A 25,695-nucleotide genomic window follows, 5' to 3' on the forward strand; every position below is an offset into this window, starting at 1 on the left:
CGCAGTTAATGTGAGCCCGGCTGCTCCGTCAGTTGCAGTTAATCTGAGCCGGGAATCGCATTGATTGCGAGCGCGGCCGATTTCAAACGCGAGCCGTTACAACTAGCTTTCTGCGTCGGCAATCGCGTCAGTACATCCTTGAGATATGCGTACGGATCATGCCCGTTCATGCGTGCCGACTGGATCAAACTCATGATCGCTGCCGCTCGTTTGCCACTGCGCAGAGACCCGGCGAACAACCAATTGGAGCGCCCAAGCGCCCATGGTCTGATCGTGTTCTCCACCGGGTTGTTGTCGATGGGTACGGCACCATCATCCAGGTAGCGCATCAGCGCTACCCAGCGTTTCAAGCTGTAATCCAGAGCCTTGGCCGTGGCCGACCCCTCGGGCACGAGGTCGCGCTGAGCCAGCATCCATTCATGTAACTTCTGTGCAATGGGCGCCGCTATTTCTTGGCGTAATCGCCACCGTTCTTCATCGCACATGTCTTTGGCCTGCCGTTCGACTTCGTACAGCCCGCCGATTGAGTGCAGCGCTTGTTCGGCCAACTGGCTTTTGTTCGCTGCATGCAGGTCGAAGAACTTACGGCGGGCATGCGCCATGCAGCCGATTTCGGTGATATCCAGGTCGAAGCTGGCCTTGTAACCCGCGAAGTCATCACAGACCAGCTTGCCGTTCCAGGTGCCCAGGAAGTTGCGCGCATGTTCGCCGGCGCGGCTGGGGCTGAAGTCGTAGACCACCGCCTTGAGGGCCGAGTAAGGCGTCGTGCAATAAGCCCAGACATAAGCTCGATGCGTTTTCTTCTCTCCGGGAGCCAGCATCTGCACCGGAGTTTCATCGGCATGCACGACTCGCTGAGCCAGCACCGCTTCGCGCAGTGCATCCACCAGCGGTTGTAGCTGTACGCCAGTTTGGCCCACCCATTGAGCCAGCGTTGAACGCGGGATCGCCAGGCCTGCACGGCCAAAGATCTTTTCTTGCCGGTACAGCGGCAGATGGTCAGCGAATTTGGCTACCATCACATGCGCCAGTAGGCCTGCGGTCGGGATGCCCTTGTCGATCACCTGGGCCGGCACCGGTGCTTGGATCAGTGTTTCGCACTGGCGGCAGGCCCACTTTCCACGTACATGCTGCTCAACGGTAAACACGCCAGGTGTGTAATCCAGCTTCTCGCTAACGTCTTCGCCGATGCGCTGAAGCTGGCACCCGCAGACACACTGGGTGTTCTCTGGCTCGTGACGAATGACGGTACGTGGGAACTGCGGCGGTAGCGGCGCGCGCTTGGGCTTTTGGCGGGGTTCGTCCGACGTTGGGGCGGGACGAAGCGCGTTCAGTTCTGCCTCGATAGCCTCAAGGTCGGTGTTGAGCAAGTCATCCAGCAAGCTGCCTTGCGCTGGGCTGATCTGCTCGCTGCGCTTGGCGAACTTGTGGCGCTTGAGGATGGCAATCTCGTGAGAGAGCTGCTCGATGATCGTCTCGTCACGATGGATTTTTCGCGCCATGGTGTCGACCTTCGACAGCAACTGCGCAGCGAGTGCGCGCAGTTGTTCGGGTGTCATTTGGGCGAGATTGGGCGAGGAAGTCATGCCGTGGATTTTACCAAAGCGATCCACCTGCCACAGCTGAAAAGCAAGGCTAAATCACTGTGATTGCGCCGTTAGCGCCAACTCGCTGCCATGGCAAACCGAGCACCAGCGCTTGAAGTTGTTCAGCGTCGAGCCCAACTTCCAAGCCGCGATGAGTGCCAGGCCAGTGAAACTTGCCTTGGTTCAAACGCCTCGCGGCAAGCCAGATGCCCACGCCATCGTGCACCAGCACCTTCATCCGGTTGGCCCGGCGGTTGGCGAACAGATAAGCGCAGTGCGGCTTCGCCGCACCGAACACAGCGACCACGCGGGCCAACGCAGTTTCGGTGCCGGCGCGCATGTCCATGGGCTCGGTGGCTAGCCAGATGGCGTCGATGCGCATCATTGCGAGAGGCTGCGGATAAAACGTGCGCAGCCGTCCGGGTCGGAGATGGGCCATTTTACCGTGATGGATTTGTCGCCCAGCGACAGTGCGATGACCACGGCTTCATCAGCTTGCCGTTTAGGAATCGGTTGCAGCGGTACAAACGCGGGAAGTGGCGCGACGGGTTTATCACGGTAAATCGGCAGCCACTTGCGAATCACGTTGGCATTGATGCCGTGGCTGATGGCGACGCTGGAAACTGAGGCACCGGGTTTCAGGCATTCCTGCACGACCTGGGCCTTAAAGGGTTTGGGATAGGAGCTTCGTTGGCGCATGGAAATCCTAGCGATAAGGGTGATCGCGTCCGCTTAAAATAGGCGGACACCATCGCCCTTGTTTCCGGATTTCTGAAGGTGTGTTCTCTGGCCGCTTACTTAGCTGCAACTGCAACGCATCATCGACATGAGGTAGCTAGCCTCATGCAGATTCTCGGTATCGCTGACCAAGAACGAGACGCCGCGATCAAGGCCGCCTCTGACGATCAGAGACAGGTCAAGTTGATGCACGACCGCATCGCTTACCTAAACGTGCTCATGGAGACATGGGCTACTGGCGACGATGCGACGGCAGCAGTCGTGAAACAAGCCCTCCAGAGGGATCGTAATCTCTTCTCATAGTCAGTTATTAGCACCCAACTGCAAGCAGCGATTAGATTTGATTAGTAAGAGATTAGCAGCCTCCCGTGCTACGGCCGACACCCTATTCCTACTGGGCTGGAGCGCGATTTTTCAAATCGTCCAAGGGGTGCTGGAACGGTAATGATGGGGGTATCAGAACGGCATTCTAAGGGTGCTAGAACGGTATTCAGGGGTGCTAGAACGGCATCGGTAGGAGTGCTGGAACGGTATCGACAGGGGTGCGGGAACGGCATCGGTAGGAGTGCTGGAACGGTATCGACAGGGGTGCTGGAACGGTATCGACAGGGGTCGGGAACGGTATCGGTAGGGGTGCTGGAACGGTATCGACAGGGGGGCTGGAACGGCATCGGTAGGAGTACTGGAGCGGTATCGACAGGGGTGCTGGAACGGTATAAGTTGAAGGCTGGTACGTTACGAGCAGGAATGCTGAAACGGTACCAGCGGGACTGAGACGCTATCAACGCTTCTTATCTAAGTGCCGCTTTTGAGAGGCGCTAGGAGTCGTCTTAACTTGGATCAAATGAGCGTCAACAAGATAGCTAAACGGTCTACCAACATTTGCACTTGCTTGCTTTACTGCTTCAAGAGACTTCAGCAAGTCCTTTTTAAAATCAATCAAGGAGCTTGCTTGACTTCTGCACAGCCTATGCAAAGTTTCGATCTTAAGATCATATGGCCGTGCGTGACTGGAATAGAATCCATGTATCCACTTTGCAAGCGGCTTACCGCGCAGAGCATACCTTATTGACAAATCTACATCGGTGAATTGGTCTTCACGAAAAAACGCCCCGAGCTTCGGATTCAATCGTATGACATAAATTCGTTCACTTCGCTCATGATGATCACGATAAACCTCATGAATCAAGCTGCCTTCATATGCGTACCGACCAACCTTTACCTGCAAAGCCGTGGCTTTCAAGCGGCTGATGCTCAGGTCCAAGACACGACGATTTTTACCCGTGTCGGTTTTCCCCAAAACCTTCAAAAGGCGGTAGGCAGTAATTCTGCACTCCTCTCCCAACTCTTGCATTCGCGCCAAATGTAGAACTGCTGCCCAAACGTCCAAATCACCTTGATCAAGGAGAGCGCCTGTATAGAGGATACTGACACCACCTAGCGCGCTGACCTCCATTTGTTCAACATAAGGATGCGCCCCCTTCCTCATGGTTCCAAACAACGCCGATCTAAGAGCTACATTAGGTATACGCCTAACTGAGTCGGACCAGCTTGGTAGTGATTCACGCTTGGCTTCAACCTCGACCTCAACGTGCTTATCTTTCTCTTTTTCCTTACGCCTAGCAATAGAGCTCTTTCTAAGCTCCTCTATCTTGATATTGACGCGTGGTGGAAATGGCGGATTTGTAGCCATCGTCAACGAACAGCCGAACTGATTTTATCCGCTACCCAAGCTTGTACCTGCTCCGCCGGCCATGCCACAGAATTCGCTCCGAGAGAGATTCCGGGAGGAAAATCCCCAGCTCGAATCAAGCGGTAGATCTGAGACTTACTCAGCCCTACAAGGGCGCAGACTCCCGGCAGACGAAGCAACAAAGGTGATACAGACTGATTAGCCATCTATGGGACCTCCTGGGGCCGGTTTGGATGGCTATGAATTCAATGGCACCGCGATAGAGGAGTCATGGGGAACCCCAAACTCTCAGAGGGTTCCCCAAGATTTTCTACGGATAGCTCACACCTTTTTGCCGTTTTTAGGCCCAATCCCCATGTACTTCCGAAAAGTCTTATGACATGAGAGCATATCAACTTCCGCCTCCTGCGCAAGAAGTATCAAGTGAGAGCAAACATCAAATCCATCACGCGGCGGATTATTAAACAGATTGGCCAAGTTCTTAATCTTCTGAGCACGCTTTTCACCATGATAGTCCTTAGGTGGTTCACGATGAGCCTTGTCAACTGCCTTTATTACCTCAAGCAAACCCTTCATAACCTTAACGATGCTCCCTAACTCCTGCCGGCTAAACTCATCACCGCCCCCGACTTTATTTCCCTTCCCAGCCAATTTGTCACTTATCATAAAATCAGGAGACTCGAAACCTGCATTCAAAATCCACTCAGACAGGGCGGATTTTGAGAAATATACTACGCTAGCAGGGACACTTATTGACTGCTGGGCATCCTCACAATAACAATCCAAGTTATCTTTATCACTTTGTTGTGACGAGCAAAAAATATCGTAAAAGTACCTGCTCAACCCCTGAAAATAAATCACATGAGTTCTAGCTGAACGTTTATAGCCTCCAACAGACCCAACCCAGAAAATATCATTAACCGAGTCCGGACTAAATCGGTTCACACCGTACTCAATATATAATCTTTCAATCAATTCATACAATGCATATGCAGCTTCTTGAGGGCTAACCTTGTAGAATCGGGCGTACATCGGCGCCAGATCAGACAGGCGCATAGCGTCATCACTCACTGGGAACTCCATATTTATTCAATTGAAATCTAGGCAGCACCGCACGACAAAGCGTCTAAACGGTTGGCATACCACTGAAGCATTTCACGACGCCCTTCAAGGTATTGAGCGTGATTATAGGTACCGCGAATGCTGTTCTTATCCACATGCGCCAGCTGGGTCTCGACCCACTCACTACGATATCCCTGCTCATGCAGAGTGGTGGACATCGTGTGGCGGAATCCATGACCTGTCGCCTTACCGTCGTAACCAGAGCGTTTAAGCAACTGATTTATCGCAGCCTCGCTCATCGGCTTCGCGGGGTCATTACGACCAGGAAACGCAAGCGTATAACCACCTGTGATGCCTTCTAGTTCACGCAACGCAGTCACCGCTTGCGTCGACAAAGGGACTAGATGGGCTCGGCGCATTTTCATCCGCTGGGCTGGAATCGTCCAAAGTCCATTGTCGAGGTCAAACTCGGACCACGGCGCCCCTCTGAGCTCGGCAGTCCGTACACCCGTGAGAATTAGCAAACGGGTAGCAATTTTCACCACGTCATGCCCTGGGCACGCCTGGAAGCCTCGAATCAGATCTGGGATTTCCGCGATAGGAAGGAAGGGGTAGTGCCGGGAGGTAGGCGTTTGAAGTGCCCCTCCGATATCTGCAATGGGGTTGTACTCGACCCTGCCGGTGGCAATCGCAAAGCGGTACACCTCTTGGCAGCGCTGTCGAACCTTGCGTAGCTTTTCCAAAGCCCCACGCGACTCTATGCGGCGGAAGACCTGTAACCACTGCATAGGCTTGATCTCAGACAGAGGCAAGCTTCCAACCTGCGGAAAGATGTCCAGCTCAAAAGCCTCGATGACGTCAGTCGCATACCCTTCTGACCAGCGTGCAGACTTATGCTGATGCCACTCCAATGCGAGACTTTTGAAGGTATTGGCACGAGAAATTGCCGCCTGAGCCCGAGCGACCTTTCTCTCAAGGCCTGGATGCCGTCCCTGTGAAACCAGCTGGCGTGCATCAAACGCAAGCTGGCGAGCCTGCGCCAACGTAACGTTGTCGATAGTGCCCAAAGAAATGTGTGATTGCTTACCGTCCAGCCTGAAACGGAAGCGCCAAGACTTGCCGCCGGCGGCTCGAATCCAGAGGAATAAGCCACCTCCGTCAGCAAGGCCAAAGTCCTTTTCGCGGGGTGCGGCGTTCTTCACTTGCAGCACTGTCAAAGGCATGCGAGTACCTATAGATTATTGAACAGCACAAAGGTACTCGCAGGGGTACTCAGATAGCAAGCGCTGGGATGGGATCGGATGGCACCGCATGAAACAGAAAGCCCGCACTAGGCGGGCTTCTGAGGGGTTTCATGCGACTGCTTGGCACTGCATGAATCTATTGACTGGTGCCGGAGACAGGAATCGAACCTGCGACCTTCGCGTTACGAGTGCGCTGCTCTACCGACTGAGCTACACCGGCGTGAGCGCAACGCTACCACTGCCGTGGCGGTTACGCAAACGCCTGTTTCGCCTCGCTTATTCCCACTCCCCCGGCACCTGGCTCAGGAGGTCTTGCACCCGGTTGGGGCGAGGTCTTCTTCCACGTTGGTGGTGCACGTCCAGCCGGTGCTGGAGCGGGTGAGCGTGAGGGTTTTGCCGAGCACGTTGGCGGGGGCGTCGGCGAGGGTGCAGGTGATGCTGGCTGTGCCATCGGCGGCGGTGCCGCGGGCGGAGATGGCGCAGTGGGTGGTGGTGGGCTGGCCGCCAAGGGCGGCGACGTCGGTGACGTCCTTGCCTTCGTTCAGGCGCAGCTCCATTGCGGTCTTGAGTGCGGAGATTTCCGCAAGGCCGGCGCCGGCTTTGGCGCGGGCTTGCTGGTTGGTGTACATGGGTATGGCGATGGTCGCCACGATGCCGATGATCGCCACGACAATCATCAGCTCGATCAGGGTGATGCCCCGTTGCCCTTTCATGAACGTTTTTCCTTGTTGATACGGCTATGCCTGGGTTGCAGTCTCGGCCCCCGGGCAGACAGGCGCGCAGTAGAGCCGAACCGACACCTTTTGTCACCCCTGCCCGTCAGGTGGCCGGGCTCGCTGGACTACTCTAGTGAGCAACAGGGAAACCCGCCCGGTCAGGGACGCGACAAGCTGTTACGGGGCTTGTCGGGACGGCAATTAAGGACGTTTGCATGAGCCATTCGACACGCATGTACGCCTGGGAAGGCACTACCACCAACGGCAACAAAATCAACGGCCGCACCGAGGGGCGCAGCCAGGCGTTCGTGCGGGCCGAGTTGCTGCGCCAGGGCATCCGCGCTGCCCGCGTGCGGCCGGCGAGCCGGGTGCAATGGCGCTGGCCCGCTGGGCGCGGCAAGGCGGATGCGGCGGGCTTCAGCCGGCAACTGGCGACCTTGCTCAAGGCCGGGGTGCCGCTGCTGCAGGCATTCGAGGTGATGGGGCGCAGTGGTGGGGATGAACACCTGGGGCGGCTGCTGACGCAATTGCAACAGGATGTGGGCGCGGGGCTGGGGCTGGCCGATGCGCTGCAGCGCCACCCGGGCTGGTTCGACCGGTTGTACTGCAACCTGGTGCGGGTGGGTGAGCAGTCCGGCACGCTGGATCGGCAGCTGGAGCAGCTCGCCAACCTGCTGGAGCGGCGTCGGGCGGTGCAGCGGCGGGTGCGCAAGGCGATGCTGTATCCGCTGCTGCTGTTGCTGACGGGCTTGGGGGTGTCGGCGTTGTTGCTGTTGGAGGTGGTGCCGCGGTTTCAGGGGTTGTTCGCCAGTTTCGATTCGGCGCTGCCGCCGTTCACACAGTGGGTGATCGACTTATCCACAGCGCTGGGGCGGCATGCGCCGTGGTTGCTGGGCGTGCTCGCAATCTTGGGTGTATCGCTGCGCCAGCTGTATCAGCGCCATGCCCCTGCCCGCCTGTGGATATCTCGGCAGGTGTTGCGTTTACCGGTACTGGGCACGCTCCTGGCCGAGGCGGCGTTGGCGCGATTTTCCCGCAGCCTGGGCACGGCCTACGGGGCTGGGGTGCCGCTGCTCGATGCGCTGGGCACGGTGGCGGCGGTGAGCGGTGGGCCGGTGCATGAGCAGGCGATTGGGCGGTTGCGCCAGGGCATGGGCAATGGCCAGGGGCTGCATCAGGCGATGGGAGCGGATGCGTTGTTTCCGCCGATGCTGGTGCAGTTGGTGGCGATCGGTGAGTCCAGTGGCACGCTGGACCAGATGCTCAACAAGGCCGCGACCCACTACGAGGAACAAGTCAACCAGGCACTCGACCAGTTGACCGGCCTGTTGGAGCCGGCCATCGTGCTGGTTCTTGGTGTCGTGGTAGGTGGCCTGGTGGTGGCCATGTATTTGCCGATCTTCCAGTTGGGTAACTTGGTCTGACATGAATCTTTGGACTGTTTTCGCCGATCAGCCGGTGCTGTTTCTGGCCTTTGCCGGGTTGCTGGGGCTGTTGGTCGGCAGCTTCATCAATGTGCTGGCGTACCGCCTGCCGATCATGCTCGAGCGCCAGTGGCAGCGTGAGGCGCAGGAGGTGCTGGGGCTGCCGGTGGTGGCGCATGAGCGCTTCGACCTGTGCCTGCCGGCCTCGCGCTGCTCCCATTGCGGCCATCGCATTCGCGCTTGGGAGAACATCCCGGTACTGAGCTATCTATGGCTGCGCGGGCGCTGCTCGGCGTGCAAGGCTGCCATTGGTGTGCGGTATCCGTTGGTGGAGCTGGGCTGCGCAGTGCTTTCGGTGGTGCTGGCCTGGCAGCTTGGGCCGTCGCTGCAAGCGTTGTTCGCGCTGTTGTTGACCTGGTGCCTGCTGGGCCTGAGCTTGATCGATGCAGACCACCAACTGCTGCCCGATGTGCTGGTGATGCCCACGCTCTGGCTGGGCCTGTTGTGCAATGCCTTTGGCCTGTTCACGCCCTTGCCCGATGCGCTCTGGGGCGCAGCCATCGGCTATTTGAGCCTTTGGGCGGTGTATTGGGTGTTCAAGCTGCTCACCGGCAAGGAAGGGCTCGGCTATGGCGACTTCAAGCTGCTGGCCTTGATCGGCGCCTGGGGCGGCTGGCAGGTGCTGCCGTTAACGCTGGTGTTGTCGTCGGTAGTGGGGGCGGTAATGGGCCTGTGCCTGCTGGGTTTGCGCAGGGCGTCCATAGGCTCGGCCATGCCGTTTGGGCCGTATCTGGCCATTGCGGGCTGGATCGCAGTGCTCTGGGGTGATGAAATATACCTCTCCTACATGCAACTGTTTGGACACTGATGACCACTGCGGCATTTACCCCCTGGATTCTCGGGCTCACCGGCGGCATCGGCAGCGGCAAGAGCGCTGCAGCCGAGCGATTCGTCGAGCTGGGTGTACATCTGGTCGATGCCGACCAGGCGGCACGTTGGGTCGTGGAGCCTGGCCGGCCGGCGCTGGCGAGCATCGTCGAGCGCTTCGGCACGGGCGTATTACAGGAGGACGGCCAACTCGACCGCGCCGCCCTGCGCAAACTGATCTTTGCAGACCCCGCCCAACGCCAGTGGCTGGAGGCGTTGCTGCATCCGCTGATCGGCCAGGAGATCTTCAGCTACCTGGCCAAGGCGGAGTCGCCTTATGCGATCTATGTATCGCCGCTGCTGGTGGAGTCTGGCCAGATCGCGAAGACCCAGCGCGTGCTGGTGATCGATGCGCCACAGCAGTTGCAGATCCAACGCACCCTGGCCCGCGACAACACCAGCCCCGAACAAGTGCAGGCGATTCTCAAGGCCCAGGCCGCCCGAGAAGAGCGGCTGCGCCATGCCGATGACGTGGTGGTCAACGACCGGGACCTGGGCTGGTTGCATGAGCAGATCGACCGTCTGCATCACTTTTACCTGACTTTACGAGGAGGCCAGCCATGAGCCAGCCACTGACCGTTGACTGCCCGACCTGCGGGGCACCTGTGGAATGGAGCGAGAAGAGCCCGTTTCGGCCGTTTTGTTCTGATCGTTGCAAACTGATCGACTTGGGCGCCTGGGCGGCTGAGGAGCACAAGATTCCGGCTTCGGAAGAGTCGGAGGATGAGTTGTATACCGGGGATTTGGAGCCGCGGCATTGATCACAGTGCCGCGCTGAATGCTGATCTGCGAAGGGCGCTTTGCGCCCCATCGCGATCGCGGCTCGCAGTCACCATAAAAGCCAAGAAATTTAATCATCAAAAAGCATATATATCTGACTATTTATAAAAAGCACACCAAGTATTAAAAACACAATTAGACACCACAAACCCACAAGCACACGTCTGAAACCAATAGGAAAGCGGTCAACCTCCTCCATTTTCAAAAAATTCCTACGCACACAAAAATTTGGAACACTCAGCATCAATGCGATCAAACAGACACGCACCATTTTTCCAAGCAGCCCTGCGTGAACGAAATTTTTTTTATTCACATCTACCAAAGCACTACCTGGCAACAGCGCTTCAAAGTACTCAACATAACGATGCGCAAGGTAAATCAAAGTAAAACTGGCAAATACCGTCAAGATAAAAAAAACCATTTTTATCCAAATAATATCCACTATATTCACCCGCCTACCTTTTCATACAAAAACTGCCCAAGCTCCCCTCCAATATCACCTAATGTCTCACCCATAACTACAGCACCAGCGGCTCCACCCACAACGGCACAGACAAAAGCACCTGTACCCGCAGTGGGAATACCAAATACCACACTACACAAAAAAGTCCCTGCAGCAGCACCAGCACCGCCTCCAATAGCGCCTCCTCCCACATTACCGATCAACGAACCTCCTTCGATATACTTGGCCTCCCTACACTGATCTTCACGACCTAAAGTACAAGCCTTATAGATCGACAACCCCGTTGCCGTCACGTCCAGCGAAATACCAATCGGCGTGCCCATCCTGAGCAGTTTGCTGGCTTTTGCCACACCCGAAATCTTTTCAGCATATCCCGCGATCTCTCCCGTATGCAGATAGCTTTTAGTTGAAATATGCAGCATTCTTTTGACCGAGCCTTCGCGGCGCAATCTGGAGCCATAAGCAGCCATATTATCCAGCTGCGCTTCCAGCTTCATGAACAAAGCGGTGCGTCTGGCATAGAACTCATTGCGAGCCTTGAGGGTACCGCTGCTCAGAGACTCTTGGTACAGCTTTTCGATTTCCAGAAGCGTGGCTCTGATTCCATCAAGATGCTTACTCCAGGCGCTGCTGCTCGCGCCAATCCCCAATGAGGCATGGGCAAGCAAGCTTTTTACCAAATCAAGGTTGTCCAGAAGGAAATCGTCGCTGCCAGGGCCAGTGAGCAGCAAAGATGCATGCGTATCGGCCGCTTTTTTCATCAGGTATGCCTCTTGGCTGGTGCAAGAAGGCGTGGTTGGATCACCCATGATGACCACTTCACCTACCCCTACCACGTTATTTACAATATGCGCATTCAGGACATCAAACTTGGCACTCTCATATTTTGAAAAATCTAGAGTGGCCTTGAGCGAGTCATAGGTCTGTGTTTTAGGATTTATGAAATACCGGGCGTCAGACATGCGATTACCTTACGCATATTTTCTGTTAGCGATCCGGTCCCATCCGCCTGCCACATTTCCTCCACCACTGCCATCAATTCGCTTTTGCTGAGTATAGGTCGTCTTAATCCGGCCATAATTAAGCTGCACAATTTCCATGGGCACGCCAGCGCTAACCTCCTGCGCATAGTCAGCAATGATCACCTCTTCAAGAATGACCTCGAAGTACTTGAGTTTTTCACCACCCGCTCGGCAAAGCGCCAGTTTCACCTCCTTGAGGTGCTGACCGGCACAACTGGCCTCCATCAACTTACAGCTGGCACTGTCCAGATACTTGATAAACGTGAAATTGGTCAGGGTAGTACGCCCTGACGATGCGCCGCCCTCAGAACTCGCGGTGGCAGAGGTACTTTGGCTGACTCCAAACTTATACCCGGTGATTTCAATCCACTTATTGTACTTTTCGTCCAGTGCTTCACCAGCAATATCATCAATCTGGATAAACGCATCAACAGACATACTCACCTTCTCCTTGGCAATTTCCGAAACTGACAAAAGACTCATAATGGGTCGTGCTGAGCGAGACTAGGCTTTGGGGAAAGGCATCGCAATGGCGTCAAGGCGGCAAAAATAGCAAATCGGAAATGGACTACCGGTATTTCGGAAGAACATGTAGCGAAGAATTTCTAGACATTTTCGAGAAACAGGATGACGGATTTGGCAAGGGGCGCTTTGCGCCCCATCGCGACGCAAGGCCGCTCCTACAGCGGCCACGTCACTGGCGTTCGTCATCATTCCAAGGCGCTTGTAGATATCGGGTGCGATTGAACGTCTCCAACCATTCCGGGCAGAACACCACCAACGCGCTGATCACCGTGCCATTGATAAAGGCCTCGGGGAAGATGATCAGCCACAGGTAGCCGATGAAGTCCGACAGCCATTCCGGCATGGCGAAGCGCCCGTCCAGCCACAGCAGACCTAGCCCGGCCAGCACGCACAACAAGGCCGACAAGGCTGCGGCGAAGAACCCGGAGAAGATATAGACGAACAGGTTACGCGGCTGGGCGCGCTCGACCAGGATCGCGCACACTTCGGTGACCAGCACCGGCAGACCGATGATCAACAAGCCGTTGACGCCCAAGGCGGCCAGGTCCTGGCGCCCCAGCGCCAGCAATCCCAGCTGGGCGAGGAAACCGCCGAGGATCGCCAGCGGCCAGTCCAGCAGCAGGGTCACGGCGGTCATGCCGATGAAGTGGTAGGACACGCCCGTGTCGAAGTCGCGTCGCACCAACCACAGCACGAACAGGCCAAACACCGTGCCAAACAGCAGGTGCTGCCGGCGGCTGTCGCTGAACAGCTCGACCCAGCGCGTACGGCTCAAGGCCCAGATCAACAAGGGCACATAGCCGAGCCAGCCCAGGGTCAGGCTGGTGGTGGACAGGACCTGCGCACTGATCACCGATTCGCTCCTTCGGACGGTCGTGGATAGGCCGAGTCTACACCCGATTGCCGGGGCCATCGTTTGACCACCGGATTCCTACGCACAAACAGCATCTTACCGTCATGGATTAACGACTAAGCTTGTTCCCATGGATGACTCAGACTACCTGCGCCTGCTTACCATCCAGGCGGAACAAGCCAATGCCTTTCTCTCCAACGCCCGTAAATGGGAACGAGAGCGTTGGGTGTGCCAGCGCCTGTTGCAAGGGTTGAACATCGCCTACCGTAGCGAGGACTTCACTCCCGCAGGCCAGGAGCCGCCCGACGTGCTGTTTCGCGATGCGGCCTTCGAGGTGTTCTTCGTGCTCGATGAAGGGCGCCGGCTCAATGACGAATGGCGCGAAGAACTGCAGCGAAGGCGCAGTGCGTTTTCCCTGAGCCAACTGGTGCGTCGCGAGGCGCGGCCAAGGCGGATCAGTGCCCAGGAGCTGCTCGGGCGCCTGGCCCCGACCTTGCGCAAGAAGGCGCACAACTACCGGGAGCGCGGGCTGGACCTGAGCGAGCTGGACATCATCGCCTTCGCCAGCCTCAAGCGCGAGGTGCTGGACCTCAACAGCCACTTCCCGCCGCCCACCGAATACCTGCGCCAGGGCTGGCGCTCGCTGTCGCTGGTGGGGCCGACCTTCGCACGGGTACTGTTCGCTCACCCCGACGCGCCGGATTTCCTGCGCGGGAACCTGGGGCGCAGCATCGTCTTCGATGTCGGTATCAGTCTTTGATCCACTGCCGAGAGTCTTTGCGATGGCGTACACTCGGCGCCAGTGATAGAAAGCATTATCATTCGATATCAAGTGCTTGCGAGAACCCTGTGGTGTTTACGCAGTCACAAGCGTCTATCTGACGAGGCCCACCATGACCAGCCGCTTGAATCCAGAAGATCAGCGTCGTGTCGATGAATACCTGCAAGCCCCTCAGCATCGAGTCGAGCGCAAGCCATTCCGGCCATTGCTGCTCCTTGTGGTGGTGGTGGCAGTGACCATCGGCTTGGGCCTGCTTAGCCGCCTGTTGAGTGGACTGGTGCTATGAGCTGCCTTGCGCTCGCCCTCCCCTCGCCCCTGTCGCGGCCGGCCCTTGGGGCCAAGAATTCCTTAAACCTTATGAGATATCCCCATGACTCATCGCATCGTGATTGTCGGCGGCGGCGCCGGCGGCCTGGAACTGGCGACCCGCCTGGGTAAAAGCCTGGGCAAGCGCAAGCAGGCCGAGATCACCCTGGTCGACGCCAACCTCACGCACATCTGGAAGCCCCTGCTGCACGAAGTGGCCGCCGGCTCGCTGAACTCCTCGGAAGACGAACTGAACTACGTGGCCCAGGCCAAGTGGAATCACTTCAATTTTCAACTGGGGCGCATGAGCGGCCTGGAGCGTGAAACCAAGCAGATCCAACTGGCCGCGACCCTCGATGAAGAGGGTCGCGAACTGCTGCCTGCGCGCATCTTGGGCTATGACACCCTGGTCATCGCAGTGGGCAGCAATACCAACGACTTCGGCACACTGGGCGCGGCGCAGCACTGCCTGTTCCTGGATACCCGCAAGCAGGCCGAGCGCTTCCATCAGCAGTTGCTCAACCACTACCTGCGTGCCCATGCCGGCGATGTGGCCAGCGAAAAGATCAGCGTGGCCATCGTCGGTGCCGGCGCCACCGGTGTGGAACTGGCCGCCGAGCTGCACCACGCGGCCCACGAACTGGCGGCCTACGGCCTGGACCGCATCCAGCCCAAGGACATGCACATCACGCTGATCGAGGCTGGCCCTCGCGTGCTGCCCGCCCTGCCTGAGCGCATCAGTGTGCCGGTGCACAAGACCCTGGAAAAACTCGGGGTGAAAGTGATGACCAACGCGGCGGTCAGCGAAGTGACCGAGGATGGCTTGAAGACGGCCTCCGGCGAAGTGATCCAGGCCAGCCTGAAAGTATGGGCGGCAGGCATCCGTGCGCCGGGCTTCCTCAAGGACATCGATGGCCTGGAGACCAACCGCATCAACCAACTGGTGGTGCGCCCGACCCTGCAGACCACCCGCGACGACAACATCTTTGCTTTCGGCGATTGCGCCGCCTGCCCGCAACCAGGTAGCGACCGCAACGTACCGCCACGGGCCCAGGCCGCGCACCAGCAGGCTTCGATGCTTGCCCAAAGCCTGAAGGCTCGGTTGGAGAACAAGCCGCTGTCGACCTATGAATACAAGGACTACGGCTCGCTGGTTTCACTCTCGCGCTTCTCGGCGGTGGGCAACCTGATGGGTAACCTGATGGGCAGTGTGAAACTGGAAGGCTGGTTGGCGCGGATGTTCTATGTGTCGCTGTACCGGATGCACCAGATGGCGCTGTACGGATTCTTCCGCACGGCATTGATGATGCTGGGGAGCAAGATTGGCCGGGGTACCGAGCCGCGCCTGAAGCTGCACTGACAGGCCCTCACTTTGGGGAGTGGAGTTATCCGCGAGCACGATAGTGAATCGACTATCGCTTTCGCGGGTAAACCCACAGGGGCGGCGATAGACATCAAAGCACCGGAAGGTGCTTTTTTTGTGCGCCAACGCCGGGCAATGCTAGAAATATCATGAAGCGCCGCTGACAGGCGTTGTCGTGACGTATGGGAGCGGGTTTACCCGCGAATACGGGAGTGAATTCACTCGCTAGCGCGGGTGAATCCACTCCATAAGCTAGCGGTGTCACGCCTGGATAAATTCCAGGCAAAAGAAAAAGGGCATCTCATTCGAGATGCCCTTTTTACATGGTGGGTCGTGTAGGATTCGAACCTACGACCAATTGGTTAAAAGCCAACTGCTCTACCAACTGAGCTAACGACCCGGAAAATGGTCGGGGTGAGGGGATTCGAACTCCTGACATCCTGCTCCCAAAGCAGGCGCGCTACCGGACTGCGCTACACCCCGAAATTGGCTCCGCGACCTGGACTCGAACCAGGGACCCAATGATTAACAGTCATTTGCTCTACCGACTGAGCTATCGCGGAACTGAACTTCGTACAACTTCGAAGTCTGTGTTAGCTTCGAACTCTTCAGCGTTGTCGCTGCTGAGGCCGGCTATTCTACATTCTTCGTTTTGCTTGTCAACCCCCAATTTGCTTTCAAGTTACTGATTTGCAAATTGTTTTCAGATCCCTTGTACCGCCGGTGATCTGTGTAGTGCCTGACAGCGGGGCGTATATTAGGGGCACTCGATTTTCTGTGCAAGCATTTTTTTCAAAATATTCAGCAAGTTAGATAGGACCCAGAAAAATCAGGGGGTTGCGTTGTCTTCCCCCCACATCGACAGGCCTACCATCAGGACTCCAAAACGAAAAAGCCCCGCATATGCGGGGCTCTTTCTTACACTGCCGGGCTCAGGCAAAGACGATTTCGTCGCCTTCGACCTTGGCGGTGATCGCCGCGCCAGGCAGGAACTGCCCACCGAGGATCAACTGCGCCAGCGGGTTTTCGATCCAGCGCTGGATCGCACGCTTGAGCGGTCGTGCGCCATACACCGGGTCGTAACCGACCGCGATCAGCTTGTCCAAGGCCTCCGGACTCAGGCTCAGCGACAGCTCGCGCTCGGCCAGGCGGCTGCGCAGAAGGCCAAGCTGGATCTCGGTAATACCGGCGATCTGGTCCCGACCCAGCGGCTCGAACACCACCACTTCATCGATCCGGTTGATGAACTCCGGACGGAAGTGCGACCCCACCGCGTCCATCACCGCCGCACGTTGTGCCTCGCGGTCACCGGCCAGCTCCTGGATCTGCGCCGAGCCCAGGTTGGACGTCATCACGATCACCGTATTGCGGAAGTCCACGGTACGGCCATGGCTGTCGGTCAAGCGGCCATCCTCAAGTACCTGCAACAGCACGTTGAACACGTCCGGGTGAGCCTTCTCCACTTCATCGAGCAGCACCACCGAATACGGCTTGCGACGCACCGCCTCGGTCAGGTAGCCGCCCTCCTCGTAGCCGACATATCCGGGTGGCGCGCCGATCAGGCGAGCCACAGAGTGCTTCTCCATGAACTCGGACATGTCGATCCGCACCATCGCCTCCTCGGTGTCGAAGAGGAACTCGGCCAGCGCCTTGCACAACTCGGTCTTGCCTACGCCGGTCGGGCCGAGGAACAGGAACGAGCCGCTGGGCCGGTTCGGGTCGGCAAGACCGGCCCGGGAACGACGCACGGCGTTGGCCACGGCGGTCACAGCTTCGTTCTGGCCAATCACACGCTGGTGCAGCAACGCTTCCATCTTCAGCAGCTTCTCGCGCTCGCCTTCGAGCATCTTGGCCACCGGGATGCCGGTCCACTTGGAGACCACTTCGGCGATTTCTTCTTCGGTCACCTTGTTGCGCAGCAACTGGTTCTCGGTCTTGCCGTGCTGGTCGACCATCTGCAGGCTGCGCTCAAGATCAGGGATGATCCCGTATTGCAGCTCGGCCATGCGGCTCAGGTCACCCTTACGGCGGGCGGCTTCGAGCTCCTGACGGGCCTGCTCGATCTTTTGCTGGATCTGCGCAGAACCTTGCACCTCGGCTTTTTCCGAGGCCCAGATTTCTTCGAGGTCGGAATACTCGCGCTCCAGACGCTCGATTTCCTCGGTCAGCTTCTCGAGGCGTTTTTTCGCAGCCTCGTCTTCTTCTTTCTTGAGCGCCTGGGACTCCACCTTCAACTGGATCAGGCGACGGTCGAGGCGATCGAGCACTTCAGGCTTGGAGTCGATCTCCATGCGGATGCGGCTGGCCGCTTCGTCGATCAGGTCGATGGCCTTGTCTGGCAACTGCCGGTCGGTGATGTAGCGATGGCTCAGCTTGGCCGCGGCGATGATGGCACCGTCGGTGATGGCCACCTTGTGGTGCACCTCGTAGCGCTCCTTCAGGCCACGCAGGATGGCGATGGTGTCTTCCTCGCTCGGCTCCTCGACCAGCACCTTCTGGAAGCGACGCTCCAGCGCTGCGTCTTTTTCGATGAACTGGCGGTACTCGTTGAGCGTGGTGGCACCAACGCAGTGCAGCTCGCCACGGGCCAGAGCCGGCTTGAGCATGTTGCCGGCATCCATGGCGCCCTCGCCTTTGCCGGCGCCGACCATGGTGTGCAGTTCGTCGATGAACAGGATGATCTGGCCTTCCTGCTTGGACAGCTCATTGAGCAACGACTTGAGGCGCTCTTCGAACTCACCGCGGTACTTGGCGCCAGCGATCAGCGCGCCCATGTCCAGGGCGAGCAGGCGCTTGCCCTTGAGGCCATCTGGCACTTCGCCGTTGATGATGCGCTGGGCCAGGCCTTCGGCGATGGCGGTCTTGCCCACGCCAGGCTCACCGATGAGCACAGGGTTGTTCTTGGTACGACGCTGCAGGACCTGCACGGTACGACGGATCTCGTCGTCACGGCCGATCACCGGGTCGAGCTTACCTTCCTCGGCGCGCTTGGTCAGGTCAACAGTGTACTTGTCCAGGGCCTGGCGCGACTCCTCGGCATTGGGGTCGTTGACCGCCGCACCGCCGCGTAGGTTGTTGATGGCGTTCTCCAGAGCTTTCTTGCTCACGCCCTGGCTGAGCAGGAGTTTGCCAAGCTTGCTGTTCTCGTCCATGGCGGCGAGCAGCACCAGCTCGCTGGAAATGAACTGGTCGCCCTTCTGCTGGGCCAGGCGGTCAGCCTGGTTGAGCAGACGCGCCAGGTCCTGGGACATGTTCACGTCGCCCGTGGGATTCTGGACTTTCGGCAGCTGATCCAGCTCTTTCACCAAGGCCTGACGCAGGCCATTGATGTCAAAGCCGACCTGCATCAGCAGCGGCTTGATGGAACCACCTTGCTGGTCGATCAGCGCCTGCATCAAGTGCAGGGGCTCGATGGCCGGGTGGTCCATACCTACGGCCAGGGATTGGGAATCGGATAATGCCAGTTGCAGCTTGCTGGTCAGTCGGTCTATTCGCATGGGGGATACCTTCCTTTAAAGGGCAGGCGGAGCGATGGACAGCACCTGTAATGAAGAACCTGCCTGAGATGACCCAATAGATAAGGCTGATTCTGGTTTTTTCAAGCTTAGCGGGGTTGACATAGGTCAGCAGTGCAGATCTTGACCGGCAGCGCTCTGCGCGCCACTCGCAGATGTCGCCAGCGCCCACGAGGTTTCGCAGACTGCCCCACTGCAGTGAGATCTGTAGGATCTGGGGATACTTTAGGCAGGCGCTGGCGAAGCCTGCGATGGGTCGCGAAGCGCCCCCACAGGGCGTCAGCGCTGCAACCAGACCAACGAAGCGAAGCGCCCACCCTGCGGCGTGCGGCGATAGGAGAAGAGGCGCGGGTCATTGACCGTGCAGAAACCACCCCCATAGACAGCGGTCACCCCACGGGCCGCCAGGCGGATGCGGGCCAGCTGGTAGATATCGGCCATCAACTTGCCAGGCCGCTCACCTTCGGCGAAAGCTGCAGCAGACTCGGGGTGCACGGCAGTAAAGGCGTCGCGCACCTCCAGCCCCACCTCGAACGCCTGCGGCCCGATGGCCGGGCCCAGCCATACCAGCACCTCATCGGCGGGTACGCCGAGACGATCGAGCGTGGCCTCCAGCACACCGCCGGCCAACCCGCGCCAGCCCGCATGCGCAGCCGCCACGCGAATACCGGCGCGATCGCAGAACAGGGCCGGCAGGCAATCGGCGGTCATCACCGTGCAGGCGATGCCAGGCTGGTCGGTGAAGCTGGCGTCGGCCTCGACGACAACAGCCGGGTCGGCGTCGGCCACTACCAGGCCATGCACCTGCTTGAGCCACGCCGGGCGAATGCCAAAGGTATCACTGAGGCGACGGCGGTTCTCGGCGACCGCAACCGGGTCGTCGCCCACGTGGTCACCGAGGTTGAACGTCTCGTAGGGCGGCAGGCTGACGCCGCCCTCGCGGGTAGTGACGCAGGCGCGCACCGAGGCCGGGGCCGGCCAGTCGGGGATCAGCAGCGACTGCGTCAGGTCGTTCATCCGATAAAGCTCTCGCGGTCCTGGGCGAGCAGCGACAGCAGCCAGACGAAGTCGTCCGGCAGCGGTGAAGCCCACTCCATGCGTTCACCAGTGGTTGGATGGTCCAGCGCCAGGAAACGCGCATGCAGGGCCTGGCGCGGGAAGTACTTGACCGCCTCGACCATGGCCACGCTGGCAGCCGGTGGAATGCGGAAGCGCCCGCCGTAGGTCTGGTCGCCGACCAGCGGGAAGCCCACATGGGCCATGTGTACACGGATCTGGTGGGTACGACCGGTCTCGAGCTTGACCCGCACATGGGTGTGCGAGCGGAAGCGCTTGAGCACACGGTAGTGACTGACTGCGGGCTTGCCACCGTCGGTCACCGCCATGCGCTGACGCATGCCGCCATGACGGCCGATGGGCGCGTCGATCTTGCCACCGGCGGTGACGACACCGACCACGATGCACTCATAGATGCGGCTGACCGAGCGCTTTTGCAGTTGGTCGACCAGGTTGGTCTGCGCCTGCAGGGTCTTGGCCACCACCATCAGGCCGGTGGTGTCTTTGTCCAGACGGTGCACGATACCGGCACGCGGCACGTTGATGATGTCCGGCACATGGTGCAGCAAGGCGTTGAGCAGGGTGCCGTCGGCATGGCCCGCCGCCGGGTGTACCACCAGCCCGGCAGGCTTGTTGATCACCAGGATCTGGTCGTCTTCGTAGACGATATCCAGCTCGATGTCCTGGGCTACCCACTCACCCTGGGCCTCCTGCTCGGCTTCAAGGGCCAGGACGGAGCCACTGTGGACGATATCGCGCGGGCGCAGTACCGCGCCGTCGACTGTCAGGCGGCCGTCCTTGATCCACGAGGACAGGCGCGAGCGCGAGTACTCGGAGAAGAGTTGGGCGGCGACTTGGTCGAGGCGTTGGCCGCCCAGTTCGGACGGGACCTCTGCGCTAAGTTGAATGATCTCGGACATGCTCGATTCGGCGGGCGCACAGCCTTTGGTTTCAGCTGCACGCTTGTGGTTAAATACGGCTTCTTTTGCCCCGGGTTTGGCCGGGGGCGCTCATCATAACAGGACGGCACCGCCCAAGACAGCGGCCGTCAAAGGGACGCAAGCCGCCATGCAAGTGAAACACCTGCTGCTGATCGCCATTCTCGGGCTCACCGCTGCCTGTTCCTCCAACAAGGAAGTCGTCGACGAGAACCTCAGCGAGGCCGAGCTGTACCAGCAGGCGCAGGCCGACCTGGACAACCACAGCTATACCAGCGCCGTGAACAAGCTCAAGGCCCTGGAATCGCGCTACCCGTTCGGCCGCTACGCCGACCAGGCGCAGCTGGAACTGATCTACGCCAACTACAAGAATGCCGAGCCGGAGGCCGCCAAATCCGCCGCCGAGCGCTTCATCCGCCTGCACCCGCAGCACCCGAACGTCGATTACGCCTATTACCTCAAGGGCCTGACCTCGTTCGACCAGGACCGTGGCCTGCTGGCGCGCTTCCTGCCGCTGGACATGACCAAGCGTGACCCGGGCGCCGCCCGCGACTCCTACAACGAGTTCGCCCAGCTGACCAGCCGCTTCCCCAACAGCCGCTACTCGCCGGACGCCAAGCAGCGCATGATCTACCTGCGCAACCTGCTGGCCTCCTACGAGATCCACGTCGCCGACTACTACCTGAGCCGCCAGGCCTATGTGGCCGCCGCCAACCGTGGCCGCTACGTGGTCGAGAACTTCCAGGAAACCCCATCGGTCGGCGACGGCCTGGCCGTGATGGTCGAGGCCTACCAGCGCCTGCACCTGGACGAGCTGGCTGCCACCAGCCTGGAAACGCTCAAGCTCAACTACCCGGATCACCCGAGCCTGGTCGACGGTCAATTCCAGCCCAAGCAGGAAGAAGCCGACAACCGCTCCTGGCTGTCCAAGGCCACCCTGGGCCTGATCGAAACCGAGACCCCGCTGCCGCCGGGTGAAACCCGCGCCAACCAGGACGTGGTCAAGCAGTTCCAGGACGCACGCTCGGAGATGCCTGAAGAGCTGCTGCCGAAGGACGAAGACGGTAACCCGATCCTGCCGGAAGGCCCGAAAGAAGCCGAAAAAGACCGTTCGTGGTTCAGTTACATGACCTTTGGTCTGTTCGACTGATATCACGCACAACAGAAAGGGAGGCCCAAGGCCTCCCTTTTTTATTGGCTGCGCCCTAGACTGTCGCTCTTTCCTCTCGACAAACTGGACACCATGGTTCGTCTACTTTTCTGGATCGCCGTGATCGGCGCTGCGTTCTGGCTGTGGCGCAAATTCAACGCCAGCCAGCAGTCGTCTTCCGAGCCCAAGCTCGATGACCCGCTGAAGATGGTGCGCTGCGCCCACTGCGGCGTGCACCTGCCCAATGACCGTGCTCTGCGCCGGGGCAATGACTGGTATTGCAGCCAGGCCCACCTGGAGCAAGGACCCGGGCAGCAGCGCTGATATAGATCGTTCGCTGTAGGAGCGTCTGGCTTGTGTTGCCTGCGCCGGCCTATCCGCGGGTAAGCCAGCTCCCACAGGGTTCACAGTGATCCTGTGGGGGCAAAGCGCTGCGGAGTCAAATCAGACGCGCGCCTGGCGCATAGGGCGCCGGATCGATGATCGGCTCTGCGCCGGTCAACAGATCCGTGAACAGTTGGCATGATGCAGGCGCCAGCACCAGCCCATTGCGGTAATGCCCACAGTTCAGCCAAAGCCCTTCATGCCCGGACACCGGCCCGATGTAGGGAACCCCCTCCGGCGAGCCGGGCCGCAAGCCCGCCCAGTGGGCAACCACCTCAGCATCGGCCAGTGCCGGCAGCAGCTCCACCGCCGATGCCTTCAGGCTCTCCAGCGCCTCGTCGGTGGGAGTTTTGTCGTATCCGGCGTGCTCAAGGGTACTGCCCACCAGAATGTGCCCGTCACGGCGTGGAATGGCGTAACGCCCCTTGGCCAGGACCATGCTCGGCAGGAAGTCCTCGGCACACTTGAACAGGATCATCTGCCCCTTCACCGGCTCCACTGGCAGCGCCAGGCCCAGGGTTCGCAGCAGGTCGCCACTCCAGGCACCGGCACTGAGGACCACCTCGTCCGCCGCCAGCACGCCATCGGCCGTGTGCACGCCGGTAATTCGCCCATCCTCCTGACAGAACCCGCTGACCTGGCAGTGCTCGCGCAGAGTCACATTGGGCATTGCCAGCAAGGCGGCCTTGAGTGACTTCACCAAGCGTGGGTTACGCACGTTGGCCACCCCGGCCATGTAGATGGAACGCTTGAAGCCAGGGCCAAGCACCGGTACTGCATCGTATGCCGCCGAGATATCCACAGGGCTCAATGGGCGCTGCTCACGCTGGGCCCAGGCCAAGGCATCGGCTTCGTCGTCCAGATCCAGCCAGTACAGGCCGGTGGTGTGCACTTGCGGATCGATACCGGTTGAAGCGAACAGGCGCTCGCCCAGCTGTGGATAAAAGTCCTGCGACCAATGCGCCAGGGCAGTCACCGCCGGACTGTAGCGCCAGGGATACAGCGGCGAGACGATACCGCCGCCCGCCCAGGAGGACTCGCGCCCCACCGCGCCCTGATCACATACCACCACCTGGTCGACCTTCGGCGCCAGGTTGAACGCCGTCAGCAGCCCGATCACCCCACCGCCGACAATCACTACTTGCTTGCTCATCTGTCGATCCACTACCTGAATTAAAACCGGGCCTTCAACGTCCCCAGCAATCTTCGACCGGCATGCCAGCGCCTGGGTTGTCACGTACCCCAGCCTGGTCGAGCTGGAAGTCGCCACAACGGTCATCGGCCATCGTGCTCGCAGGCAGGCGCCTGGCGACCAGCACGAAGCTGTCGTCGTCACGCTGCGCCTGCAAGCGATAATGACGCGTGCCTGCAGGCAATGGCGGTACTTGAGGGTCAGGGTCGGCGTACCGGCCGGTGCGCACTCGATGGCGCTCCAGACGCAGGGCTGCGTCCTGCAGCAGGCCAACCACTTCGCTTCGCGCGGCGCGCCTGAGCTGGTCGCTGTAACTGGGGTAGGCAATGGCTGCCAGAATGCCGGTCACGGCCAGGACAATCAACAACTCGATCAGGCCAAGGCCTCGCTGCATGTCACTGCTCCCTCAACCGTTGACGCCACAGCAGGCGCTGGACGTTCGTCGCTTGCCCTGTCTCCACGGCGTAGACCGCCTCCAGCACATGCCGAGCCGTCGAGTGCTGGCTTACCGCCGTAACCCTGAACACACGCACAGCAACACCCTCGGGTACGTGCACCGCCTGGGTGGTTTCGCCCAGGTTCTGCAGCAGGAAGAACCCCTGCTCCGCCCGCTGCCACGACGCGCTACTACCTCGCACGTCATGCGCCTCGACGGGCGGCGCACAGGGTGGCGCGCAGGGCCCAGGCGGCGCCCGCAGCAAGCGGTCACGCCCCTCCAGCAAAGTTGCCTCGGCTTGCTCCAGTGCCTGGGCGCTGATCACCAGTTGAGCGGTCGAGCGCGCCAGCCGCAAGGCATCCTGCAGCGCCGATGCCGCCAGCAGCCCCACGAGCAGACTCAGCAGCAGCCCGGTCAAGAGGACGATGCCACGTTGACGCCTCATGATTCAGGCAACCGGTTGCGCAGTGCCACGCTCATTTCATGCCGCAGCTCGACCTGCTGCCTAGGATCGAACAACGTGAGCTGCACATCGACGCGGGCACCCTCCCCCGTCGACACCAGCGCGGCCCGCAGATCACGCACCTGGTCGATCAGCGTCTGGGACTGATTGCCACGTACCAACCGCAAGTCATTGCCCAGCAACTGGTAGGTGACACGCTGAATGGGCAAGCCCAGTGCGTCTTTGGTCGCTTGGGCATCACGCGCATTCCTGACCTGCGCCCAGCTCAAGCAGTCAGTCAGCAGTATCCAGTCCGGTTGCCTGCCTGTACCCGGCAGTTGCTCACCGACCAGGCTCAAGCTCTCCAGGCGTCCGTCGCCGGTTCGTGCGATGCGAACAGGCTGAGTAAATGCCTCGGCGGCCGCCGGGCTATCGAAGCTAATGGCTTCGTGACGCAGGCAGCCCAACATCCCGGCCGAGCGAATGTCCTGGGCCATGCGTTGCAATGCCAGCCGGGCGTCATCCTGCAGCCGCGCCGAAGCGGCCTGCGCTTGCCAAGCCTGGTACGTGGACACGAACACCTGGCTCGCCGCTCCCAGCAGCACCAGCCCGATCGCCAGCGCCAGCAGGGCTTCGAGCAATCCGAAGCCCGCCTGGGTACGGGTCATGGCGATACCCTGCCCTGCAAGCGAATGGGCGCCTGGCCAGACCTGTGAATCTCCAGAGACCAAGTCTCAGCGCTACCCGTCACCCGCCCCTGCGCCGAAGCCCCCAGCAGCCGGTGGATCTGCGCTTGCCAGTCAGCACGATCAGCCTCCTGCAAGACACCGACCGCCCTGCCCCGCTCCAGCAGCCCTTGCGCCAGATAGACCGCCTGACTGTCGCGTCGCGCCTCATCGCTCACTTGCAACCCGCGTAACTGCTGCGCGGCGGCGGCGAACAACCCCAGCGCCAGCACAGTCATCGTCAACAACACTTCCAACAGCGTTATGCCGCGCTCCCTCGCTTGCATCCTTCCCTCCTGGGAAATTTCCTGCCCTTGCTCTCCACACCTGCCGACTGGACGCTCTGCCCATCGACCTCGAAGCTACAGCGAAGC

29 protein-coding genes and 4 tRNA genes are annotated in these 25,695 nt (G+C 59.6%); 9 read left to right on the forward strand and 24 right to left on the reverse strand.

Features of this window, described 5'->3' with window-relative positions:
* Positions 1–38: 38 nt before the first annotated feature.
* The 9 genes from tnpC to IEC33019_RS14540 form a co-directional block, all read right to left on the reverse strand.
* Positions 39–1,586, reverse strand: coding sequence for an IS66 family transposase (gene tnpC, locus IEC33019_RS14495; protein ID WP_250169573.1), 1,548 nt, complete (start codon positions 1,584–1,586; stop codon positions 39–41).
* 49 nt (positions 1,587–1,635) lie between these two features.
* Positions 1,636–1,971: an IS66 family insertion sequence element accessory protein TnpB gene (gene tnpB, locus IEC33019_RS27850; protein ID WP_009405710.1), complete on the reverse strand. Its 336-nt coding sequence runs from the start codon at positions 1,969–1,971 to the stop codon at positions 1,636–1,638.
* The gene (gene tnpA, locus IEC33019_RS14505) at positions 1,968–2,285 is read right to left on the reverse strand and encodes an IS66-like element accessory protein TnpA (protein ID WP_009405708.1); all 318 of its coding nucleotides are present in this window, start codon (positions 2,283–2,285) and stop codon (positions 1,968–1,970) included. Before tnpA ends, tnpB begins: the two co-directional genes overlap by 4 nt.
* Before the next feature lie 820 nt (positions 2,286–3,105).
* Positions 3,106–4,017, reverse strand: a complete 912-nt coding sequence (trfA, locus tag IEC33019_RS14515) for a plasmid replication initiator TrfA (RefSeq protein WP_099593717.1) — start codon at positions 4,015–4,017, stop codon at positions 3,106–3,108.
* Between the two features lie 2 nt (positions 4,018–4,019).
* A complete protein-coding gene (locus tag IEC33019_RS14520; RefSeq protein WP_099593719.1) occupies positions 4,020–4,223 on the reverse strand; it encodes a helix-turn-helix transcriptional regulator in 204 nt (67 codons plus the stop codon).
* A 115-nt stretch (positions 4,224–4,338) separates the two neighbouring features.
* On the reverse strand, positions 4,339–5,088 hold the full coding sequence (locus tag IEC33019_RS14525; protein WP_157765891.1) for a hypothetical protein: 750 nt from the start codon (positions 5,086–5,088) through the stop codon (positions 4,339–4,341).
* Positions 5,089–5,117: 29 nt separating this feature from the next.
* Positions 5,118–6,302, reverse strand: a complete 1,185-nt coding sequence (locus IEC33019_RS14530) for a tyrosine-type recombinase/integrase (protein ID WP_099593723.1) — start codon at positions 6,300–6,302, stop codon at positions 5,118–5,120.
* A 165-nt stretch (positions 6,303–6,467) separates the two neighbouring features.
* A tRNA-Thr gene (locus IEC33019_RS14535) sits at positions 6,468–6,543 on the reverse strand.
* An 82-nt stretch (positions 6,544–6,625) separates the two neighbouring features.
* A complete protein-coding gene (locus tag IEC33019_RS14540; RefSeq protein WP_070093353.1) occupies positions 6,626–7,036 on the reverse strand; it encodes a pilin in 411 nt (136 codons plus the stop codon).
* 218 nt (positions 7,037–7,254) lie between these two features.
* On the opposite strand from IEC33019_RS14540, the gene IEC33019_RS14545 reads away from it, so the two are divergent.
* From IEC33019_RS14545 to yacG, 4 genes are read left to right on the forward strand one after another with little or no spacing between them, the layout of a single operon-like run.
* Positions 7,255–8,463, forward strand: coding sequence for a type II secretion system F family protein (locus IEC33019_RS14545; protein ID WP_070093354.1), 1,209 nt, complete (start codon positions 7,255–7,257; stop codon positions 8,461–8,463).
* 1 nt (position 8,464) lies between these two features.
* On the forward strand, positions 8,465–9,331 hold the full coding sequence (locus IEC33019_RS14550) for a prepilin peptidase (protein ID WP_070093355.1): 867 nt from the start codon (positions 8,465–8,467) through the stop codon (positions 9,329–9,331).
* Positions 9,331–9,954 carry a dephospho-CoA kinase gene (gene coaE, locus IEC33019_RS14555; protein ID WP_070093356.1) on the forward strand — a complete coding sequence of 208 codons (624 nt, stop codon included), beginning with the start codon at positions 9,331–9,333 and terminating at the stop codon, positions 9,952–9,954. The genes IEC33019_RS14550 and coaE overlap by 1 nt, the downstream gene beginning before the upstream one ends.
* Positions 9,951–10,151, forward strand: a complete 201-nt coding sequence (gene yacG / locus IEC33019_RS14560) for a DNA gyrase inhibitor YacG (RefSeq protein WP_070093357.1) — start codon at positions 9,951–9,953, stop codon at positions 10,149–10,151. The genes coaE and yacG overlap by 4 nt, the downstream gene beginning before the upstream one ends.
* 89 nt (positions 10,152–10,240) lie before the next feature.
* Here yacG and IEC33019_RS14565 read toward each other — a convergent pair whose 3' ends face one another.
* From IEC33019_RS14565 to IEC33019_RS14580, 4 genes are all read right to left on the reverse strand, one after another.
* Positions 10,241–10,612 carry a hypothetical protein gene (locus IEC33019_RS14565; RefSeq protein WP_157765892.1) on the reverse strand — a complete coding sequence of 124 codons (372 nt, stop codon included), beginning with the start codon at positions 10,610–10,612 and terminating at the stop codon, positions 10,241–10,243.
* A gap of 5 nt (positions 10,613–10,617) precedes the next feature.
* On the reverse strand, positions 10,618–11,595 hold the full coding sequence (locus IEC33019_RS14570) for a hypothetical protein (RefSeq protein WP_070093358.1): 978 nt from the start codon (positions 11,593–11,595) through the stop codon (positions 10,618–10,620).
* A 9-nt stretch (positions 11,596–11,604) separates the two neighbouring features.
* The gene (locus IEC33019_RS14575; protein ID WP_070093359.1) at positions 11,605–12,093 is read right to left on the reverse strand and encodes an Hcp family type VI secretion system effector; all 489 of its coding nucleotides are present in this window, start codon (positions 12,091–12,093) and stop codon (positions 11,605–11,607) included.
* Positions 12,094–12,349: 256 nt separating this feature from the next.
* The gene (locus IEC33019_RS14580) at positions 12,350–13,093 is read right to left on the reverse strand and encodes an energy-coupling factor ABC transporter permease (RefSeq protein ID WP_070093360.1); all 744 of its coding nucleotides are present in this window, start codon (positions 13,091–13,093) and stop codon (positions 12,350–12,352) included.
* Between the two features lie 70 nt (positions 13,094–13,163).
* Between IEC33019_RS14580 and IEC33019_RS14585 the strand changes: the two genes are divergently transcribed.
* The 3 genes from IEC33019_RS14585 to IEC33019_RS14595 all read left to right on the forward strand — a co-directional run bounded on the left by IEC33019_RS14585 (position 13,164) and on the right by IEC33019_RS14595 (position 15,480).
* Complete coding sequence (locus tag IEC33019_RS14585) at positions 13,164–13,793, forward strand: DUF1780 domain-containing protein (protein WP_043209644.1); 630 nt, start codon at positions 13,164–13,166, stop codon at positions 13,791–13,793.
* Between the two features lie 133 nt (positions 13,794–13,926).
* Positions 13,927–14,100 carry a DUF3094 family protein gene (locus IEC33019_RS14590; RefSeq protein WP_043209647.1) on the forward strand — a complete coding sequence of 58 codons (174 nt, stop codon included), beginning with the start codon at positions 13,927–13,929 and terminating at the stop codon, positions 14,098–14,100.
* 84 nt (positions 14,101–14,184) lie between these two features.
* Complete coding sequence (locus IEC33019_RS14595) at positions 14,185–15,480, forward strand: NAD(P)/FAD-dependent oxidoreductase (RefSeq protein WP_070093361.1); 1,296 nt, start codon at positions 14,185–14,187, stop codon at positions 15,478–15,480.
* 327 nt (positions 15,481–15,807) lie between these two features.
* Here the strand turns inward: IEC33019_RS14595 and IEC33019_RS14600 are convergent.
* The 6 genes from IEC33019_RS14600 to rluD all read right to left on the reverse strand — a co-directional run bounded on the left by IEC33019_RS14600 (position 15,808) and on the right by rluD (position 20,974).
* Positions 15,808–15,883: transfer RNA gene (locus IEC33019_RS14600), tRNA-Lys, on the reverse strand.
* Between the two features lie 6 nt (positions 15,884–15,889).
* Positions 15,890–15,966, reverse strand: a tRNA-Pro gene (locus IEC33019_RS14605).
* 4 nt (positions 15,967–15,970) lie between these two features.
* A tRNA-Asn gene (locus tag IEC33019_RS14610) sits at positions 15,971–16,046 on the reverse strand.
* Positions 16,047–16,415: 369 nt separating this feature from the next.
* The gene (gene clpB, locus IEC33019_RS14615) at positions 16,416–18,980 is read right to left on the reverse strand and encodes an ATP-dependent chaperone ClpB (protein WP_070093362.1); all 2,565 of its coding nucleotides are present in this window, start codon (positions 18,978–18,980) and stop codon (positions 16,416–16,418) included.
* A gap of 297 nt (positions 18,981–19,277) precedes the next feature.
* Positions 19,278–20,015, reverse strand: a complete 738-nt coding sequence (gene pgeF / locus IEC33019_RS14620) for a peptidoglycan editing factor PgeF (protein ID WP_070093363.1) — start codon at positions 20,013–20,015, stop codon at positions 19,278–19,280.
* Positions 20,012–20,974 carry a 23S rRNA pseudouridine(1911/1915/1917) synthase RluD gene (rluD, locus tag IEC33019_RS14625; protein WP_099593725.1) on the reverse strand — a complete coding sequence of 321 codons (963 nt, stop codon included), beginning with the start codon at positions 20,972–20,974 and terminating at the stop codon, positions 20,012–20,014. The genes pgeF and rluD overlap by 4 nt, the downstream gene beginning before the upstream one ends.
* A 148-nt stretch (positions 20,975–21,122) precedes the next feature.
* Between rluD and IEC33019_RS14630 the strand changes: the two genes are divergently transcribed.
* Complete coding sequence (locus IEC33019_RS14630; protein ID WP_043209657.1) at positions 21,123–22,142, forward strand: outer membrane protein assembly factor BamD; 1,020 nt, start codon at positions 21,123–21,125, stop codon at positions 22,140–22,142.
* Positions 22,143–22,235: 93 nt separating this feature from the next.
* Positions 22,236–22,466 (forward strand): PP0621 family protein, encoded by a 231-nt coding sequence (locus IEC33019_RS14635; RefSeq protein ID WP_043209659.1) that lies wholly within the window; start codon positions 22,236–22,238, stop codon positions 22,464–22,466.
* Positions 22,467–22,581: 115 nt separating this feature from the next.
* Here the strand turns inward: IEC33019_RS14635 and thiO are convergent, their stop codons facing one another.
* Genes thiO through IEC33019_RS28210 form a run of 5 tightly spaced genes read right to left on the reverse strand, consistent with a single transcriptional unit; the run spans position 22,582 to position 25,608 of the window.
* A complete protein-coding gene (gene thiO / locus IEC33019_RS14640) occupies positions 22,582–23,679 on the reverse strand; it encodes a glycine oxidase ThiO (RefSeq protein WP_070093365.1) in 1,098 nt (365 codons plus the stop codon).
* Between the two features lie 34 nt (positions 23,680–23,713).
* Positions 23,714–24,112, reverse strand: coding sequence for a type IV pilin protein (locus IEC33019_RS14645; RefSeq protein ID WP_070093366.1), 399 nt, complete (start codon positions 24,110–24,112; stop codon positions 23,714–23,716).
* A gap of 1 nt (position 24,113) precedes the next feature.
* Complete coding sequence (locus IEC33019_RS14650) at positions 24,114–24,599, reverse strand: hypothetical protein (protein ID WP_070093367.1); 486 nt, start codon at positions 24,597–24,599, stop codon at positions 24,114–24,116.
* Entirely contained in the window at positions 24,596–25,264 is a 669-nt protein-coding gene (locus IEC33019_RS14655) for a PilW family protein (RefSeq protein ID WP_070093368.1), read from the reverse strand. Before IEC33019_RS14655 ends, IEC33019_RS14650 begins: the two co-directional genes overlap by 4 nt.
* Positions 25,261–25,608: a type IV pilus modification PilV family protein gene (locus IEC33019_RS28210; RefSeq protein WP_070093369.1), complete on the reverse strand. Its 348-nt coding sequence runs from the start codon at positions 25,606–25,608 to the stop codon at positions 25,261–25,263. Before IEC33019_RS28210 ends, IEC33019_RS14655 begins: the two co-directional genes overlap by 4 nt.
* Positions 25,609–25,695 lie beyond the last annotated feature (87 nt).

The organism is Pseudomonas putida (assembly GCF_002741075.1).
GTDB classification, from domain to species: domain Bacteria; phylum Pseudomonadota; class Gammaproteobacteria; order Pseudomonadales; family Pseudomonadaceae; genus Aquipseudomonas; species Aquipseudomonas putida_T.